A 16,650-nucleotide genomic window follows, 5' to 3' on the forward strand; every position below is an offset into this window, starting at 1 on the left:
TTCGATTCTCTCCTTAGCTCAGGCGCAGGCGACTGGCGCCCACCAGCCAGCTGTAGATCAGGTACAGCACGATGGTCGCCAGCAACAGCAGGCCGCCCAGGGCGGTGGCCATGCCCCAGTTGATGCTGGTGTTGGTGTAGAAGGCCACGAAGTAGCTGACCATCTGGTCGTTCGGGCTGCCCAGCAGGGCCGGGGTGATGTAGTAGCCGATGGCCAGGATGAACACCAGCAGGCAACCGGCGCCGACCCCTGCATAGGTTTGCGGGAAGTACACCCGCCAGAAGCTGGCGAACGGATGGCAGCCCAGGGAGATCGCCGCGCGCATGTAGGTCGGCGAGATGCTCTTCATCACGCTGTAGATCGGCAGGATCATGAACGGCAGCAGGATGTGCACCATGGAGATGTAGACCCCGGTGCGGTTGAACACCAGCTCCAGGGGCTTGTCGATCACGCCCATGGCCAGCAAGGCGCTGTTGATCAGGCCGCCGGACTGCAGGAGCACGATCCAGGCCGCCACCCGCACCAGGATCGAAGTCCAGAACGGCAGCAGCACCAGGATCATCAGCAGGTTGCTCTTGCGCGCCGGCAGGTTGGCCAGCAGGTACGCCAGGGGATAGGCCAGCACCAGGCAGATGGCGGTGATCACCAGGCCCATCCAGAAGGTCCGGGCGAAGATATCCAGGTAGATCGACTGGTCCGGGGTCGCCGGGGCCAGCTCGCCCAGGTCGTCGATCCGGTGGTCCAGCGCCGCCAGCAGGTAGTAGGGAGTCAGGCTGCTGGTATTGCGCCGGATCGCCTGCCAGTAGGCCGGGTCGCCCCAACGCTCGTCCACCCCCTCCATGGCTTCTTTATAGGATTCGGGCTCGGCCTTGAACGGCAAGGCGCGGGCAGTCTTGGTCAGCAGGCTGCGATAGCCGGCCAGTTCCATGTTCAGGCGCTTGGACAGGTCGCCCAGGCCCTGGTTCTTGCGGGCCTCGGCCAGGTCTTCGCTCAAGGCCTTGTAGGCGGCCTCGCCGGGCAAACCACGGCCGTCCCAGGCATTCACGGCCACCACCGTGCGCGGCATGCCGCCGACCACTTCCGGGTTGCCGACGCTCTTGTACAACAGCGCCACGATCGGTACCAGGAACACCAGCAGCAGGAACAGCACCAGCGGCGCGATCAGGGCCTGGGCCTTCCAGCGGTTGACCCGCTCGGCACGGGCCAGTCGCTGCTTGAGGGTCGGGCCGGCGACCGCATCCAGGGGAACGGTGATGGTCATGACAAACTCCGCGAATCGATCTTTCGAATACACCACCGACAGGAGCGGGCCAGCCCGCTCCTGCCACTAGCGATGCTTACTTGGCCGCCCAGGCGTTGAAGCGCTGCTCCAACTGCTCGCCGTTGTCAGCCCAGAAGCTGACGTCGATCTGCACCTGGTTGGCGATGTTCTCCGGAGTGGTCGGCATGTCCTTGAGGATGTCCTTGGCCAGCAGCGGCACGGCCTGGGTGTTGGCCGGGCCATAGGCGATGTTTTCCGAATAGGTCTTCTGCTGCTGCGGCTGCACCGAGTAGGCGATGAACTTCTTCGCCGCTTCGGCACGGGTCTTGTCCAGGCCCTTGGGGATAGCCCAGGCATCGAAGTCGTAGATGCCGCCGTTCCACACCACCTTCAGGTTGCTTTCCTTCTGCACCGCGGCGATCCGGCCGTTGTAGGCCGAGCTCATGACCACGTCGCCCGAGGCCAGGTACTGCGGTGGCTGGGCGCCGGCTTCCCACCACTGGATGTTGGGCTTGAGCTCATCGAGCTTCTTGAAGGCACGGTCCTGGCCATCCTTGCTGGCCAGCACCTTGTACACATCCTTGGGCGCGACGCCGTCGGCCATCAGGGCGAACTCCAGGGTGTACTTGGCCCCCTTGCGCAGGCCGCGCTTGCCCGGGAATTTCTGCGTGTCCCAGAAGTCCGCCCAGCTGCCTGGCGGCGCCTTGAGCTTGTCGGCGTTGTAGGCCAGCACCGTGGACCAGACGAAGAAGCCCACGCCACACGGCTGGATGGCGCCCTTGACATAGTCTTCGCCCTTGCCGAACAGCGCCGGGTCGAGAGGTTCGAACAGGTCTTCGTCGCAACCGCGGGACAACTCGGGGGACTCCACTTCCACCAGGTCCCAGGACACGCTCTTGGTGTCGACCATGGCCTTGACCTTGGCCATCTCGCCGTTGTACTCGCCGGCGACGATCTTGCCGTTGCCCGCCGCTTCCCACGGAGCGTAGAAGGCCTTGACCTGGGCGGCCTTGTTCGCCCCACCAAAGGACACCACGGTCAGGTCCGGTCCCGCCGCCAGGGCGTGCGCGGCCCCCAGCATGCCCAGCGTCAGGGCTGTGAGTTTCAGGGATCTCAGCATTTTATTGTGTTCTCCACGTGCAGGTTGGTGTTGCAAGGGGGGGCGATCAATTCGCCTCTAGAAGCGGGTCGAGCGCACGAACGTGCTCGACTTGCCAGCCAAGCGGTACCACGTCGCCCACCGCCAGCGCTGGATCGAGCTCGGCAATCGGCTGTTTCACGAAGAAGTCGCTCTTGCCGCAGACTTCCAGGCGCACTCGGACGTGGTCGCCCAGGTAGATGAACTCCGCCACCCGCCCGGAAAAGCGGTTGGCGCAGTGTTCGCTGGAACCGTTGAGGCTCACCCGCTCCGGGCGGATGGACAGGGTCACCGGGCCACCGACCTGGCCGACGTTGACCGCCAATGCCTCGACTTTCTCACCACGCCCCAGCTCCACCACGCAGCGCTCGCCGTCGTGGCTGTGCAGGCGACCGCTGAGGCGGTTGTTCTCGCCGATGAAGTTGGCGACGAAGGTGTTCTTCGGTTCTTCGTAGAGGGTCCGCGGCGGGGCGATCTGCTGGATCTCGCCCTGGTGGAACACCGCCACCCGGTCGGACATGGTCAAGGCCTCGCCCTGGTCGTGGGTCACGTAGACCACGGTCAAGCCCAGGCGCTGGTGCAGGTGCTTGATCTCCATCTGCATATGCTCGCGCAGCTGTTTGTCCAGCGCCCCCAAGGGCTCGTCCATCAGTACCAGCTGCGGCTCGAACACCAGGGCCCGGGCCAGGGCGACCCGTTGCTGCTGGCCACCGGACAGTTGCGCCGGATAGCGCTGGGCGAAAGAGTCCAGCTGGACCATGCTCAGCACGCGCTTGACCCGCTCGCTGATGTCGGTCTTGCCCAGGCCCCGTACCGACAGCGGGAACGCCAGGTTCTCGGCCACGGTCATGTGCGGGAACAGCGCGTAGTTCTGGAACACCATGCCGATATCGCGCTTGTGCGGCGGCACATTGTTGATCGAGCGCCCGGCCAGCTGGATCTCGCCGGCGGTCGGCGTCTCGAAACCGGCCAGCATCATCAGGCTGGTGGTCTTGCCGGAGCCGGACGGCCCGAGCAGGGTGAGGAACTCGCCCTTGCGAATTTCCAGGTTGAGGTCCTTGACGATCAGGTTCTCGCCGTCGTAGCTCTTCTGCACACCACGAAAGCTGACCAGAACATCATTGGCCCCAGCGCTTGAATCGACCTCGCTCATACCCGCACCTTTTTGTTTTAGACGGCTGTAGGGCAAGCCTAGTGCAGCCCACAAGGCCCGAAAATCGGGGGGTAGGAGAGATTCGCCTCAGCCGCCTGGAAGGCTGCCTGTAGGGATTGCCCTACAAGAATGGCGGAAACAGACAAGAGCAGGGGCAAGCTTGAAGCGGCAAGCCCCAAGAACAGGCATAGGCCGGGAAGTGGCGATGTCGTAAACGGATATGCCCCGCCAATGCCTTGGCCAGGACCATCGACCTGGGGGCGTATCCATTGTGGCGGGGGGAACTGACTCCCGCTGGCTCAGAGCAGCTTGTGCTCCATGGCGTACTTCACCAGCTCGGCCAGTGAGGTGACGTTGAGCTTTTGCATCAGCCGCGCCTTGTGGGTGCTGATGGTCTTGTTGCTCAAGGCCAATTGCTGGGCGATGTCGTTGACATTGGCCCCCTGGGCCAGGCGCTCGAACACCGAGAATTCACGCTCGGACAACAGCGAATGCAGTGGCCGGGCATCGGTCAGGCCGACCTCGAAGACCATGCGATCCGCCAGTTCCGGGTCGATGTAGCGCCCACCGGACGCCACCTTGCGGATGGCCGTCAGCAGCAGTGACGGATCGCTGTCCTTGGTGGCGTAGCCAGCGGCGCCGATCTTCAGGGCCCGGGCGGCCATCTGTGCCTCGTCATGCATCGACAGCACCAGGATCGCCGGCGGATCGCTCAGGGCGCGGATTCGTGGGATGGCTTCCAGGCCGTTCACCCCGGGCATGGAGATGTCCAGCAATACCACCTCGCAAGGCACCTGGCGCAGGGTCTCCAGCAGTTGCTCGCCATTGCTCGCCTCCCCCACGACCGTCAGGTCCTTGGCCAGGCCGATCAGTTGCTTGATGCCTTCGCGGACAATGGTGTGGTCTTCGGCTACCAGTACACGGATCACGCGGTTCTCCTCGTTATTGTTGTCGGTCCAGGGGCACCCGGACGGTCAGGCTGGTGCCCTCCCCCGGCTCGCTGTGCAGCGCCAGGCTACCGCCCATGATCAGCACCCGCTCGCGCATGCCCACCAGGCCAAAGGAGGTGGGGCGCGTGGCGGCGGTATCGAACCCCAGGCCATCGTCGCTGATGCTCATGCACAACTGTGGCCCGTCCAGTACCAGGGACAGCTCCACAGTATGCGCCTGGGCATGGCGCATGACGTTGGTCAGGGCCTCCTGGAGGATGCGGAACAGGCCGATGGCCTTGGCGTCGCTCAGGCGTGGCAGGTTATCCGGCACGTCCACCAGGCACGGGATCTGCGTGCGCGCCTCGAAACGCCGGGCCTGCCATTCGATGGCCGAGGCGATACCGGCATCCAGGATCGGCGGGCGCAGGGCCGTGGCCACGTCGCGCACCAACTGGAACAGCTGGGTGATCAAGCGCTTCATGCTGTTGAGGCGCTCGTTCAGCCCGGGATCGAGCTGAGCGTAGGCCAGCTCGCACATGGAGGTCTCCAGCTTGAGCACGGTGAGCATCTGCCCCAGTTCGTCATGGACTTCCCTGGCAATGCGGGCCTTTTCCTCTTCCCGCACGCTCTCCAGGTGCGCCGACAGCTCGCGCAGCTGCTCGCGGGAACTGGCCAGCTCCAACTCGATGCGCTTGCTCTCGCTGATATCCCAGACGATGCCGTCCCAGACGAAGGTGCCGTCGTCCAGCTGCCGGGTAATCGCCTTGATCTCGGCCCAGCGCTGCTGGCCCTGGCGGGTGAGGATACGCCCCTGCCAGGACCAGTCGCTGTCGGTGTCCAGGGCCTGGTCCTGGGTCTGGTGGTAACTGGCCTTGTCATCAGGGTGCACCAGGCTGCGCAGGCCCTTGTCGCGATGGGCGAGCACCGCAGGCGAGTAGCCCACCAGGGTCTGGCTGCCCTCGCTGATGTAGGCGAAGTCGATCTGCCCGCTGACTGGCGCGCGCTCCAGGCGAAACACCAGGCCCGGCACGTTGGCGGCGATGCCTTGCAGCCGCGCTTCGCTCTCGCGCAGGGCCGCCAGGGCGCGACGGCGCTCGGTGACATCGGTGAGGTAGACCACCAGGTACTCGCTGTCGCGAAAACGCAGGAAGCTCAAGGACACGTCCGTCGGCAGGATGCTGCCGTCGGCCCGTACGCACTGGCTTTCGAAGCTCTGCACGCCCCCGGCGCTGGCCCGGGCGCGCTTCCACAGGTTGAGCCAGCGATCCATGTGCAGGTTGGGTTCGAAATCGATCAGCGGCCGCTCGATCACTCCACCCGGGGCATAGCCGAGCATTTCTTCGGCGGCGCGGTTGGCATAGCGCACGTGGCTGTCCCAATTGACCCAGAGGATGCCCACAGTGCTCTGGTCGATGGAAAACTGGGTCAGGCGCAAGGCCTCCTCGCTGGCGGCGCGCAAGGCGATGTCTTCCCGGGCCGCCAGCAGCTGCTGCTCCAGCCCACGTTGCTGGCGGCGCAGCCAGAGGATCAAGCCCAGGCTGCCCAGCAACAGCAGGGCCAGCAACAGGCTGAGGCTGCGCCAGGCGCCAGGGGACTCGCCCAGGCGCGGATACTTGGGTTGCAGCCAGCGGTTGTGCAGTTGCTCCAGCTCCTTGGCGGGAATCGTGCGCAGGGCGGTTTGCATGATGCTGGCCAGTTCCGGCCAATCGCGCCGGGTGGCCACCCGCAACAGCTGCGGCAGGCCGATATCGCCCACCACCGCCAGGCCGGAGAACTCCGCCTCGGCGGACAGGCGGCTGAGCTGGGCTTCATCCACTACCGCGTAGCGGGCCTGCTGGCTCAATAGCAACTGCAAGGCCTGGCGCTCCTGGGGCACGCCCTGCAAGTTGAGGTTGGGGTAGGTCTGGCGCAGGTACTCGGACACCGCGCTAGGCATGCGCACCGCCACCCGGGCCTGGCTGTCGAGCTTCTCCAGCTCCACCGCCCCGGAAGCCTTGCGCTCTCCCACCACCAGTTGCGGCACCCGCATGTAAGGATCGCTGTACAGCCACAGGCGCAGGCCGGCTGGGGTCTGGGTCAGGCCCGGGGCCATATCGATCTCACCGTCGCGCAGGGCCTTTTCCAGTTGGACCTGGTCGGGAAAGTTGCGCCAGCTGAACTCGGTGCCCAGGGTCCTGGCCACGGCCTGCATCAACTCGACGTTGGCCCCGGACAAGCGTTGCAAGCGCCGGTCGTACTGGGCCAAGGGCGCCTGTAGCACCACCCCCACGCGCAGCTCCGGGTGCTGCTCCAGCCACTGGCGCAGCTCGTGGCCCAGGACCGCGGCAGGCTCGTGGGCCGCCGGCGCCGCCGCGCCTATCAAGGGAAGGCACAGACAGCCGATAAGCAAGAGGCAGCGAAAGCGCATCATCTGAAGTCTCACACCCTGACAAATACTGACCAACCCATTAGGCTGCCGGAATTACTTCTGGCCTGGAATATCCGATGCCCCTCGTCCCCCGCTCGGCACTGCCCGTATTGTGCCTGTCGCTGATCCTGCCCTGGAGCTTTTCCGCCCACGCCGACGATCCGGCTCCCGAGGCCAAGCCTGCCGAGGAACAACCGGCGCCACGCCCCGCCCTGCCCGAACGCAGCCAGGAAGATGCCACCGCCCTGGAACGCCGCTTGCCCACCCAGGAACAGCAGCAACTGCAAGCTGGCGACAGCAGTTTCCTGGCCCTGTGGAAACCGGCCAACACCAGCGAGCCCAAGGGCGTGGTGATCATCCTCCCTGGAGCCGGGGAAAGCGCCGACTGGCCACAGGTGGTGGCGCCATTGCGCAATCGCCTGCCCGACACCGACTGGGGCAGCCTGAGCCTGACCCTCCCCGATATGCAAAGCGAAGCGGCACAACCGCGAATTGTCGAGGCGGTTCCCGCGGCACCGACCGAAAGCGCCAATACCGCCAAGGACGCCAGCACCGAGGCCAAGCCCATCGAGCAGGTCGCCGGCGGTGAAGCCGATGTGGCCGATCATCCGGTCGCCGAAACCACCGAGGAGCAGGTCAAGGCCGACGCCGAGCGCATCTTCGCCCGGGTCGACGCGGCCCTGGCCTACGCCGAACAGCAGAATGCCCGCAGCATCGTGCTACTGGGCCATGGCACCGGCGCCTATTGGGCCGCGCGCTACCTGAACGAAAAACAGCCATCGCAGGTACAGAAACTGGTGCTGGTCGAGGCCCGTTCGCCAAGCAACGGCAAGCCGCAACTGGCGGAACTGACCCCGACCTTGAAACTGGCCACTGCCGATATCTTCTATGTCGACACAGCGGTGGCGCGCAAGGAGGCACTGGAGCGACTGCAGGCCAGCAAGCGCTTGAAGCACTCGAACTTCAGCCAGATCTCCCTCAAGGCCCTGCCCGGCAACGACAGCGCCCAGCAGGAGCAGCTGTTCCGCCGGGTCCGTGGCTGGCTCAATCCGCAAAACGCCGATAACTGAAAACACCGGGCCCCGCTGCCAGAGAAGCAGCGGCGACCCGGCCTTGCCTTCAGCGAAAGGCCCGGCGCTGGCGCACCAGCGCATAGGCGCTGTGCAGTTCGCGGGTTTTCTCCGTGGCAGTGCGCACCTGCTCCGGCGTCGCGCCGCTACCGGCGACCTTGTCCGGGTGGTGGCGACTGAGCAGCCGCCGGTAGGCACGCTTGATCTGCGCCGGCTCGGTGGTCGCCGCCACCCCCAGCAGGCGCAGAGCCTCCTGGTAACTCATGCCGACTTCAGCGGTGTCTCTCCTGGCGGGACCGTAGTCCTGGGCCAGCGCCTGGATCTGCTCGCTGCTCCAACCCAGCCATTTGCCCCAGGACTGGATCAACTCGCGCTCCGCCGCACCGACTCGGCCGTCGGCCCAGACCATGCGCCAGCAGGCGCGCAGCACGCCTTCGGCGGCATAGGGCTGGCTACCCAGGCGGCGCAGGTAGCCGCGCAGATGGTCATTGCCCGACTTGCCACGGTTGAAGGCGGCAATGGCCCGGCGCTGCGCCACTTCGTTCATGTCCAGCGAACGCATTTCCTGGCGCGCCTGCTGGATATGCCCATCCACCACCCGACCGTCGCTTTTCGCCAGGCGCCCGAGCAAGACGAACAGCAACTCATCGTTGCGCAGCGCCGGACGCCCACCCAGGCGTTCACGTAGATGTGCCCAGCTGTGCAGTTGCATGCGCCGATCCAGCGCCTGCCCCAGCAACGCACCAAGCATGGCCCCCGGAATGCTGGCTATGGCAAAACCTGCTCCGGCTCCGATCAGAGTCCCTGGCCACCACATGTCAGCGCCCCGCTTGCAGCAGGTGCTCGACCTGCGCCAGACGCTCGACGGTTCCCACATCGACCCATTGGCCGCGCATGTGTTCACCACTGACCTGGCCCCGGGCCATGGCCTCGCGCAACAGCGGCGCCAACTTGAAGGCGCCGGCGGCGCTGTGCTGGAACAGGCGAGGATGCAGCACCGAGATACCGCTGTAGGTCAGGGTCGGCGCACCCGGCTGGCCGTCGTGCAGCAGGCCGTTCTCCAGGCAGAAGTCGCCACCGGTGGGATGGTGTGGCGGGTTGTCGACCATCACCAGGTGAGCCAGGCCATCCAGGGGCCGGCGCAGGCTGGTGAAATCGTAGTCGGTCCAGATATCGCCATTGACCACCAGGAAGGGCTCGTCGCCCAGCAACGGCAAGGCCTTGAAGATCCCGCCACCGGTCTCCAGCGGCTGGTCTTCCGCCGAATAGCGGATGCTCAGGCCCCAGCGCTGGCCGTCGCCCAGGGCATCCTCGATCTGCTGGCCAAGCCAGGCATGATTGATGACGATCTCGCGAAAACCTGCGGCCGCCAGGGCCCGCAGGTGGTATTCGATCAGAGGCACGCCGGCCACCGGCAGCAGGGGCTTGGGGGTGGTCAGGGTCAATGGGCGCATGCGCTCGCCCTTGCCCGCCGCCAGGATCATCGCCTTCATGCCTGGGCTCCTGCCGGCTGGCTCAAGCTGAACAGCAGTTGCGCCAGTTCCGACAACTCAGGCCGACGGGCCAGCACCGCTTCTATATAAGCCAGGAACCGCGGGACATCGGCCAGGTAGCGCGGCTTGCCGTCGCGGTGGCAGATGCGCGAGAAGATCCCGATCACCTTGAGGTGGCGCTGCACGCCCATCAGGTCGCTGGCCCGCAGGAACTCCTGAAAATCCTCCTGGACCGGAATACCCAGGGCCCGGGCGCGGGTCCAGTAGTTTTCCTGCCAGAGCCGCACGCGCGGTTCCGGCCAGCTGAGGAAGGCGTCCTTGAACAGACAGGTGATGTCGTAGGTCACCGGGCCGTAGACCGCGTCCTGGAAGTCCAGCACCCCCGGGTTCGGCGTGCTGAGCATCAGGTTGCGCGGCATATAGTCGCGATGGACCAGAACCTGGGGTTGTGCCAGGGCGCTGTCGATCAACAGGTCGCTGACCCGTTGCCATTGCTGGCGCTGCTCGGCGGTAAGGGTAATGCCCAGCTCACGGCCGACGTACCACTCCGGGAACAGCTCCAGCTCGCGGCGCAGCAGGGGCACATCGTAGCTGGGCAACGGGGCATCCATGGGTAGTTGCTGGAAGGCCAACAGCGCTTGCAATGCGTCTTCGAACAGCCCGTCGGCATTGTCTTCGTTTATTACATCCAGGTAGGTCTGGCTACCCAAGTCATTGAGCAACAGGAAGCCACGCTCCAGGTCCTGGGCAAAAATTTTCGGCACATTGATACCGGAAGTCGCCAACAGGCCGGCGATTTCCACGAAGGGCCGGCAGTTCTCCAGGGGCGGCGGGGCATCCATCACCACAAAGCTGCGACCTGCGCCCTGCCAACGGAAATAACGGCGGAAACTCGCGTCGCTGCTGGCCGCGACCAAGGTAGCCGGGGGCACTTCACCCCAGCCCTGTGCTGCATAGACAATCGCCAACTGTTCATCGAGCCAAACTTTCAGGTGTTGCAAGCGTACATCTTGGTCAGGCATTACAAGGGTCTCCGACGGCCCTAGCCGTCAAGCGGGTCATGCTTTATTATCCAGCATCTTTTTCAGACCATCGAGAGGCGTGCGGCCCAACACCGCGGGCAGATGGCACGCAGGAAGCCCGGACTAATAAGATGGCATTGAAATCCCCCGCGTTTCGTAAAAAATTCCCGTTGCTGGTCACCGGCGGTTTGCTGGCCCTGCAACCTCTAGCCACTTCCTTCGTGGTCGCCGCGGAACAGTACGACTGTTCGGTCTCCGCTTCCGGCGGCTGGGCCTGTGCCCCCAAGACCAGTGCAGCCCAATTGCCGCCGCGCCCGGTCCACGACGCCAACTCGCTCACCTCCAGCGGCGCCACCGACAGCGGTGCGGCGCAAGATGCTGGCGACAAGCCAGTATTGGTGACCGAAGCCAAGGGTCGTGGCCTGAAGTCCCGCAGCGCGGACTACAGCCATCTCGACTGGGTACCGCGTGAGCAGCTCACCGCCGCCCAACTGGCCGAGACCGGTCCTTACTGCTCTGGTTCCTATATCGAACCGATTCGTCCTGGCATGAATGACAAGACGAAGAAAAGTGACGCACCGACCTTCATCGGCGCCAAGGCCTCGCGTTATCAGCAGGAGCAGCAGGTGGCGACCCTGGCCGGCGACGTGGTCATGCGCCAGGGCAGCATGCAGGTCGAGGCCGACGAGGCCAACCTGTACCAGGCCGAGAACCGCGGAGAACTGAGCGGCAACGTGCGCATCCGCGACAACGGCACACTGATGGTCGGCGACCACGCCGACGTCCAGCTCGACACTGGCGAGGCCAAGGTCGACAACGCCGAGTACGTGATGCACAAGTCGCGGGTTCGCGGCAGTGCGCTATATGCCAAGCGTGCGGAAAACGCCATCATCCGCCTCAAGGATGGTACGTACACTACCTGCGAACCGAACAGCAACGCCTGGCAGCTCAAGGGCAACAACATCACCTTGAACCCGGCGACCGGCTTCGGTACCGCGACCAACGTAACGCTGCGGGTCAAGGACTTCCCGGTTCTCTATACCCCGTACATCTACTTCCCGATCGACGATCGCCGCCAGTCCGGCTTCCTGCCACCGAGCTTCAGTACCGGCAGCGACACCGGCTTCATGCTGGTCACCCCGTACTACTTCAACCTGGCACCGAACTACGATGCCACGTTGTATCCACGCTACATGGCCAAGCGCGGCATGTTGATGGAAGGCGAGTTCCGCTACCTGACCAAGAACAGCGAGGGCCAGTTCGGCGCCGCCTACCTGAACGACGAAAGCGACGATCGCAAGAAGCAGACCGACTACGAAAAAACCCGCTACATGCTCAACTGGCAGCACAAGGGCGGGCTCGATTCGCGGACGATGACCGAGGTCGACTACACCAAGATCAGCGACCCGTACTACTTCCAGGACCTGCAGACCGACCAGATCGGCGTGAAGTCCACCGACTACGTCAACCAGCAGGGCGCGGTAACCTACCGTGGCGACGACTACACCGCACGCCTCAACGTGCAGGCGTACCAGCTGGCAACGGTTTCCAACATCACTCCGTATGACAAGCTGCCGCAGATCACCTTCAACGGTTCCCTGCCCTACCACCCCGAAGGCCTGGATTTCACCTATGAAACCGAGCTGGTGCGTTTTGATCGGGATCTGCAGAAAGGCAACTATTTCGACAAGGATGGCGGTCCGTTCGACCAGTTCGGCAATGCCATAGGCACTCGCCGCCTGGATGCCAACGTCGCCGGCCTGGACCGCGCCAACGGCGACCGCCTGAATCTCAAGCCCGGTGTCAGCTTGCCGCTGAACTGGACCTATGGCTACCTGACGCCGTCGCTCAAGTACATGTACACCCGCTACAACCTTGACCTCGACAGCACAGGCAAGCAGGGCATTATCACGGCACGCAACGCCGCTGCCGCTAACGGCACCCGTTACATTGGCGGCGACTACAACAGCTCGCAAAGCCGTGGCGTGCCGATCGCCAGTGTCGATGGCGGCCTGTACTTCGACCGCAATACCCAATGGTTCGGCAAGAACTATCGCCAGACCCTGGAACCACGGATGTTCTACCTCTACGTCCCGGAAAAGGATCAGGAAGACATCCCGGTATTCGATACTGGCGAACCAACCTTCAACTACTCCTCGCTGTTCCGGGATAACCGCTTCAGCGGTTCCGACCGTGTCGGCGATGAAAACAAGCTGTCGCTGGGCGTGACCAGCCGCTGGATCGAAGACAATGGCTTCCAGCGCCAGCGCATCAGCGTCGGCCAAGCCTTCTACTTCAAGGACCGTACCGTCCAGCTGCCAGGTATCGACTACCGTACCCGCGACGACGCCAAGTCCAACGTCTCGCCTTATGCGCTGGAATACGAATACCGCTACAACCGCGACTGGCGCACTACCGCCGAGTACAACTGGGACCCGGACAGCCGTAGCCCACGCTCCGGCAGCGCAATGTTCCACTACCAGCCCGAAGACAACCCGAACAAGGTGGTCAACGTCGGTTATCGCTATCGCAACGACCAGATCCGCTATGACCAGAATAGCGGCAGCTGGAAGATGGGCGGTGACTACGGGACCCCAGGCCAACCTGGCTACGTGAAGGACTACTACAAGATCCAGCAGCACGACTTCTCGGTGATCTGGCCGATCGTGCCGCAGTGGAACGCCATCAGCCGCTGGCAGTACGACTACAACCGTAACCGCACGCTCGAGGCCTTCGGTGGTTTCGAATATGACAACTGCTGCTGGAAACTGCGCCTGATCAGCCGGTACTGGGTCAAGTATGACGAGTTCAGTCAGGAGGCTCCGCAAAACGAAAGTGGCGACCGCGGCATCTTCCTCCAAATCGTTCTGAAAGGTCTCGGTGGCGTCATGGGCACCAAGGTAGAGAGCTTCCTCGACAAAGGCATCCAAGGTTATCGTGAACGTGAAGACCAAGCTTTCTGATTGTCTGCGCCCGCTGATGCTGGGCGCGCTGTTCCTGAGCACTGCGGCCAGCGCCGCGGTGCAGTCCCTCGACAAGGTCGTGGCCATCGTCGATAACGACGTGGTCATGCAGAGTCAGCTGGACCAGCGGGTAAACGAAGTCCAGCAAACCATCGCCAAGCGCGGCGGCGGCATGCCACCTGCCAGCGTCCTTGAACAGCAAGTACTGGAGCGCCTGATCGTCGAGAACCTGCAACTGCAGATCGGCGAGCGTTCCGGTATCCGCATCACCGATGAAGAACTGAACCAGGCCATTGGCACCATCGCCCAGCGCAACAACATGAGCGTCGAGCAGTTCCGTGGCGCCCTGGCCCGTGACGGACTGTCTTATCAAGATGCTCGCGAGCAGGTACGCCGCGAGATGGTCATCAGCCGTGTGCGCCAACGCCGTGTGGCCGAGCGCATCCAGGTATCGGAGCAGGAAGTGAAGAACTTCCTCGCCTCGGACCTGGGCAAGATGCAGCTCTCCGAGGAACTGCACCTGGCCAACATCCTGATCCCGACTCCGGAAAGCGCCAGCTCCGAAGCCATCCAGGGCGCTGCCCGCCAGGCCATGGAGGTGTACCAGCAGCTCAAGCAGGGCGCCGACTTCGCCCAGCTGGCCATCGCCCGCTCCGGCAGCGACAACGCCCTGGAAGGCGGCGACATGGGCTGGCGCAAGGCCGCGCAATTGCCACCTCCGTTCGACCGTGAACTGAGCGCGATGTCGGTTGGCGACATCACCCAGCCGGCTCGTACTCCTGGCGGCTTCATCATCCTCAAGCTGCTGGACAAGCGTGGCGGTGGCAACCAGGTGCGCGACGAAGTGCATGTGCGCCACATCCTGATCAAGCCTAGCGAGATCCGCAGCGAAGAAGAGACCAAGCGCCTGGCGCAGAAGCTCTACGAGCGCATCACTGCCGGTGAAGACTTCGCCGAACTGGCCAAAAGCTACTCGGAAGATCCGGGCTCGGCACTCAACGGTGGCGACCTCAACTGGATCGACCCGAACGCCCTGGTGCCGGAGTTCCGCGAAGTGATGGCCAAGACCCAGCAGGGCCAGCTGTCCAAGCCGTTCAAGAGCCCTTATGGCTGGCATGTACTGGAAGTCCTTGGCCGTCGCGCCACCGACAGCACCAGCCAGGCCCGCGAGCAGCAAGCCATGACCGTCCTGCGTAACCGCAAGTACGACGAAGAGCTGCAGACCTGGTTGCGGCAGATCCGCGACGAGGCCTACGTTGAAATCAAGCTGCCTGGCGCTGAACAGGCGGCACAGTGAAACCCGCACGCTTCGCCCTGACACCCGGCGAGCCGGCGGGTATAGGCCCCGACCTATGCCTGCTGCTCGCCTCGCAACCCCAGCCCCATCCCCTGATTGCCATTACCAGCCGCGACCTGCTCCTCGAGCGGGCCGCGCAACTGGGAGTGGCCGTCACCCTGCTGCCGGTGGAGCCGGAGCACTTGCCGGATGCTCCGGCAGCGGCGGGCAGCCTCTATGTCTGGGATACCCCCCTGGGTAAACCCGTAGTCAGCGGTCAACTGGACCAGGCCAATGCCGCCTTCGTCCTGCAGACCCTGACTCGCGCCGGCCAGGGTTGCCTGGACGGCCGCTTCGCCGGGATGATCACCGCTCCCGTACACAAGGGCGTGATCAACGATTCCGGGATCGCCTTTTCCGGGCATACCGAGTTCCTCGCGGACCTGACCCAGACCCAGCAGGTGGTCATGATGCTGGCCACCCGCGGCTTGCGCGTGGCACTGGTGACCACCCACCTGCCGCTGCGGGATATCGCCGATGCGATCACCCCCGAGCGCCTGGAACGGGTCACGCGGATCCTGCATGCCGACCTGCAACAGAAGTTCGGCATCGCCCAGCCGCGAATCCTGGTCTGCGGGCTCAACCCCCATGCCGGCGAAGGCGGCCACCTGGGCCGCGAAGAAATCGACATCATCGAACCCACCCTGGAGCGTCTGCGCCAAGAAGGCATGGACCTGCGCGGTCCGCTGCCGGCCGACACTCTGTTTACCCCCAAATATCTGGAGCACTGCGATGCAGTGCTGGCGATGTACCACGACCAGGGCCTGCCCGTGCTGAAGTACAAAGGCTTCGGCGCCGCCGTCAACGTGACACTAGGCTTGCCGATCATCCGCACTTCAGTCGACCACGGCACCGCCCTGGACCTGGCCGGCAGCGGCAGGATCGATACCGGCAGCCTGCAGGTCGCCCTGGAAACCGCCTACCAGATGGCCGAGAACCGTATATGAGCGAGCAATACCAACACCGGGCGCGCAAGCGCTTCGGTCAGAACTTCCTGCATGACGCCGGCGTCATCGACCGCATCCTGCGGGCCATCAACGCCAAGCCCCAGGACCGCATGCTGGAAATCGGCCCGGGCCAGGGCGCCCTCACCGAGGGCCTGCTGGGCAGCGGCGCGCAACTGGACGTGGTGGAGCTGGACAAGGACCTGGTGCCGATCCTCAACCAGCAGTTCGCTGGCCGCGGCAACTTCAAGCTGCACCAGGGCGATGCCCTGAAGTTCGACTTCAACACCCTGGGTGCCGCGCCAGGCAGCCTGCGGGTGGTGGGCAACCTGCCCTACAACATCTCCACGCCGCTGATCTTCCATTTGCTGCACAACGCCAGCCTGATCCGCGACATGCATTTCATGCTGCAGAAGGAAGTGGTGGAGCGCCTGGCCGCCGGCCCAGGCGGTGGCGACTGGGGCCGCTTGTCGATCATGGTCCAGTACCACTGCCGCGTGGAGCACTTGTTCAATGTCGGCCCTGGCGCCTTCAACCCGCCGCCGAAAGTCGATTCGGCAATCGTGCGCCTGGTACCCCACGCAGTGCTACCGCACCCGGCCAAGGACCATCGGTTGCTGGAACGCATCGTTCGCGAAGCCTTCAACCAGCGTCGCAAGACCCTGCGCAACACCCTCAAGGCCCTCCTGAGCAATGCCGAGATCGAAGCCGCCGGCGTCGACGGCAGCCTGCGCCCTGAACAGCTGGACCTGGCCGCGTTCGTGCGCCTGGCCGACCAACTGGCCGACCAGGCCAAGCCCGCCAGCTGAGCAACCCCTCCCAGCGCCAGCGGGTAGGACGTCAACCAGGATGTCTGGTGTCCTACCCGCTACTTGACCTAGACTGACCTGCGTCAATCCTGTCCCGCGCCCCGCTTTGCTTTAAAGGCCCT

Annotated in this window: 13 protein-coding genes; 5 read left to right on the plus strand and 8 right to left on the minus strand. The window is 64.3% G+C overall.

The genetic code is table 11. The annotated features are described in order from the left end of the window. Positions 1–13 precede the first annotated feature (13 nt). From C4K40_RS28495 to C4K40_RS28515, 5 genes are all read right to left on the minus strand, one after another. Positions 14–1,261: an ABC transporter permease gene (locus C4K40_RS28495; RefSeq protein WP_053137591.1), complete on the minus strand. Its 1,248-nt coding sequence runs from the start codon at positions 1,259–1,261 to the stop codon at positions 14–16. Between the two features lie 76 nt (positions 1,262–1,337). Next, positions 1,338–2,381 (minus strand): ABC transporter substrate-binding protein, encoded by a 1,044-nt coding sequence (locus C4K40_RS28500; protein ID WP_022641412.1) that lies wholly within the window; start codon positions 2,379–2,381, stop codon positions 1,338–1,340. 46 nt (positions 2,382–2,427) lie between these two features. Beyond that, a complete protein-coding gene (locus tag C4K40_RS28505; protein ID WP_022641413.1) occupies positions 2,428–3,552 on the minus strand; it encodes an ABC transporter ATP-binding protein in 1,125 nt (374 codons plus the stop codon). Positions 3,553–3,851: 299 nt separating this feature from the next. Beyond that, the gene (locus C4K40_RS28510; RefSeq protein WP_022641414.1) at positions 3,852–4,481 is read right to left on the minus strand and encodes a response regulator transcription factor; all 630 of its coding nucleotides are present in this window, start codon (positions 4,479–4,481) and stop codon (positions 3,852–3,854) included. A gap of 13 nt (positions 4,482–4,494) precedes the next feature. Continuing rightward, the gene (locus C4K40_RS28515; RefSeq protein ID WP_053137593.1) at positions 4,495–6,894 is read right to left on the minus strand and encodes a PAS domain S-box protein; all 2,400 of its coding nucleotides are present in this window, start codon (positions 6,892–6,894) and stop codon (positions 4,495–4,497) included. 74 nt (positions 6,895–6,968) lie between these two features. Here C4K40_RS28515 and C4K40_RS28520 point away from each other — a divergent pair, with 74 nt between their 5' ends. After that, on the plus strand, positions 6,969–7,961 hold the full coding sequence (locus C4K40_RS28520) for an alpha/beta hydrolase family protein (RefSeq protein ID WP_053137595.1): 993 nt from the start codon (positions 6,969–6,971) through the stop codon (positions 7,959–7,961). 49 nt (positions 7,962–8,010) lie between these two features. Here C4K40_RS28520 and C4K40_RS28525 read toward each other — a convergent pair whose 3' ends face one another. From C4K40_RS28525 to C4K40_RS28535, 3 genes are read right to left on the minus strand one after another with little or no spacing between them, the layout of a single operon-like run. Continuing rightward, positions 8,011–8,778 carry a TerB family tellurite resistance protein gene (locus tag C4K40_RS28525; RefSeq protein WP_053137598.1) on the minus strand — a complete coding sequence of 256 codons (768 nt, stop codon included), beginning with the start codon at positions 8,776–8,778 and terminating at the stop codon, positions 8,011–8,013. A 1-nt stretch (position 8,779) separates the two neighbouring features. Further along, a complete protein-coding gene (murU, locus tag C4K40_RS28530) occupies positions 8,780–9,454 on the minus strand; it encodes an N-acetylmuramate alpha-1-phosphate uridylyltransferase MurU (RefSeq protein ID WP_053137601.1) in 675 nt (224 codons plus the stop codon). Continuing rightward, positions 9,451–10,476: an aminoglycoside phosphotransferase family protein gene (locus C4K40_RS28535; RefSeq protein ID WP_053137605.1), complete on the minus strand. Its 1,026-nt coding sequence runs from the start codon at positions 10,474–10,476 to the stop codon at positions 9,451–9,453. The genes murU and C4K40_RS28535 overlap by 4 nt, the downstream gene beginning before the upstream one ends. A 131-nt stretch (positions 10,477–10,607) precedes the next feature. Here C4K40_RS28535 and C4K40_RS28540 point away from each other — a divergent pair, with 131 nt between their 5' ends. Genes C4K40_RS28540 through rsmA form a run of 4 tightly spaced genes read left to right on the plus strand, consistent with a single transcriptional unit; the run spans position 10,608 to position 16,528 of the window. Then, entirely contained in the window at positions 10,608–13,439 is a 2,832-nt protein-coding gene (locus C4K40_RS28540; RefSeq protein ID WP_053137609.1) for an LPS-assembly protein LptD, read from the plus strand. Further along, entirely contained in the window at positions 13,420–14,736 is a 1,317-nt protein-coding gene (surA, locus tag C4K40_RS28545) for a peptidylprolyl isomerase SurA (protein WP_143494776.1), read from the plus strand. Before C4K40_RS28540 ends, surA begins: the two co-directional genes overlap by 20 nt. Beyond that, positions 14,733–15,722 carry a 4-hydroxythreonine-4-phosphate dehydrogenase PdxA gene (pdxA, locus tag C4K40_RS28550; protein ID WP_053137616.1) on the plus strand — a complete coding sequence of 330 codons (990 nt, stop codon included), beginning with the start codon at positions 14,733–14,735 and terminating at the stop codon, positions 15,720–15,722. Before surA ends, pdxA begins: the two co-directional genes overlap by 4 nt. Then, positions 15,719–16,528 (plus strand): 16S rRNA (adenine(1518)-N(6)/adenine(1519)-N(6))-dimethyltransferase RsmA, encoded by an 810-nt coding sequence (rsmA, locus tag C4K40_RS28555; RefSeq protein ID WP_022641424.1) that lies wholly within the window; start codon positions 15,719–15,721, stop codon positions 16,526–16,528. Before pdxA ends, rsmA begins: the two co-directional genes overlap by 4 nt. Positions 16,529–16,650: the final 122 nt, after the last annotated feature.

Source organism: Pseudomonas sp. CMR5c, assembly GCF_003850545.1.
GTDB classification, from domain to species: domain Bacteria; phylum Pseudomonadota; class Gammaproteobacteria; order Pseudomonadales; family Pseudomonadaceae; genus Aquipseudomonas; species Aquipseudomonas piscis.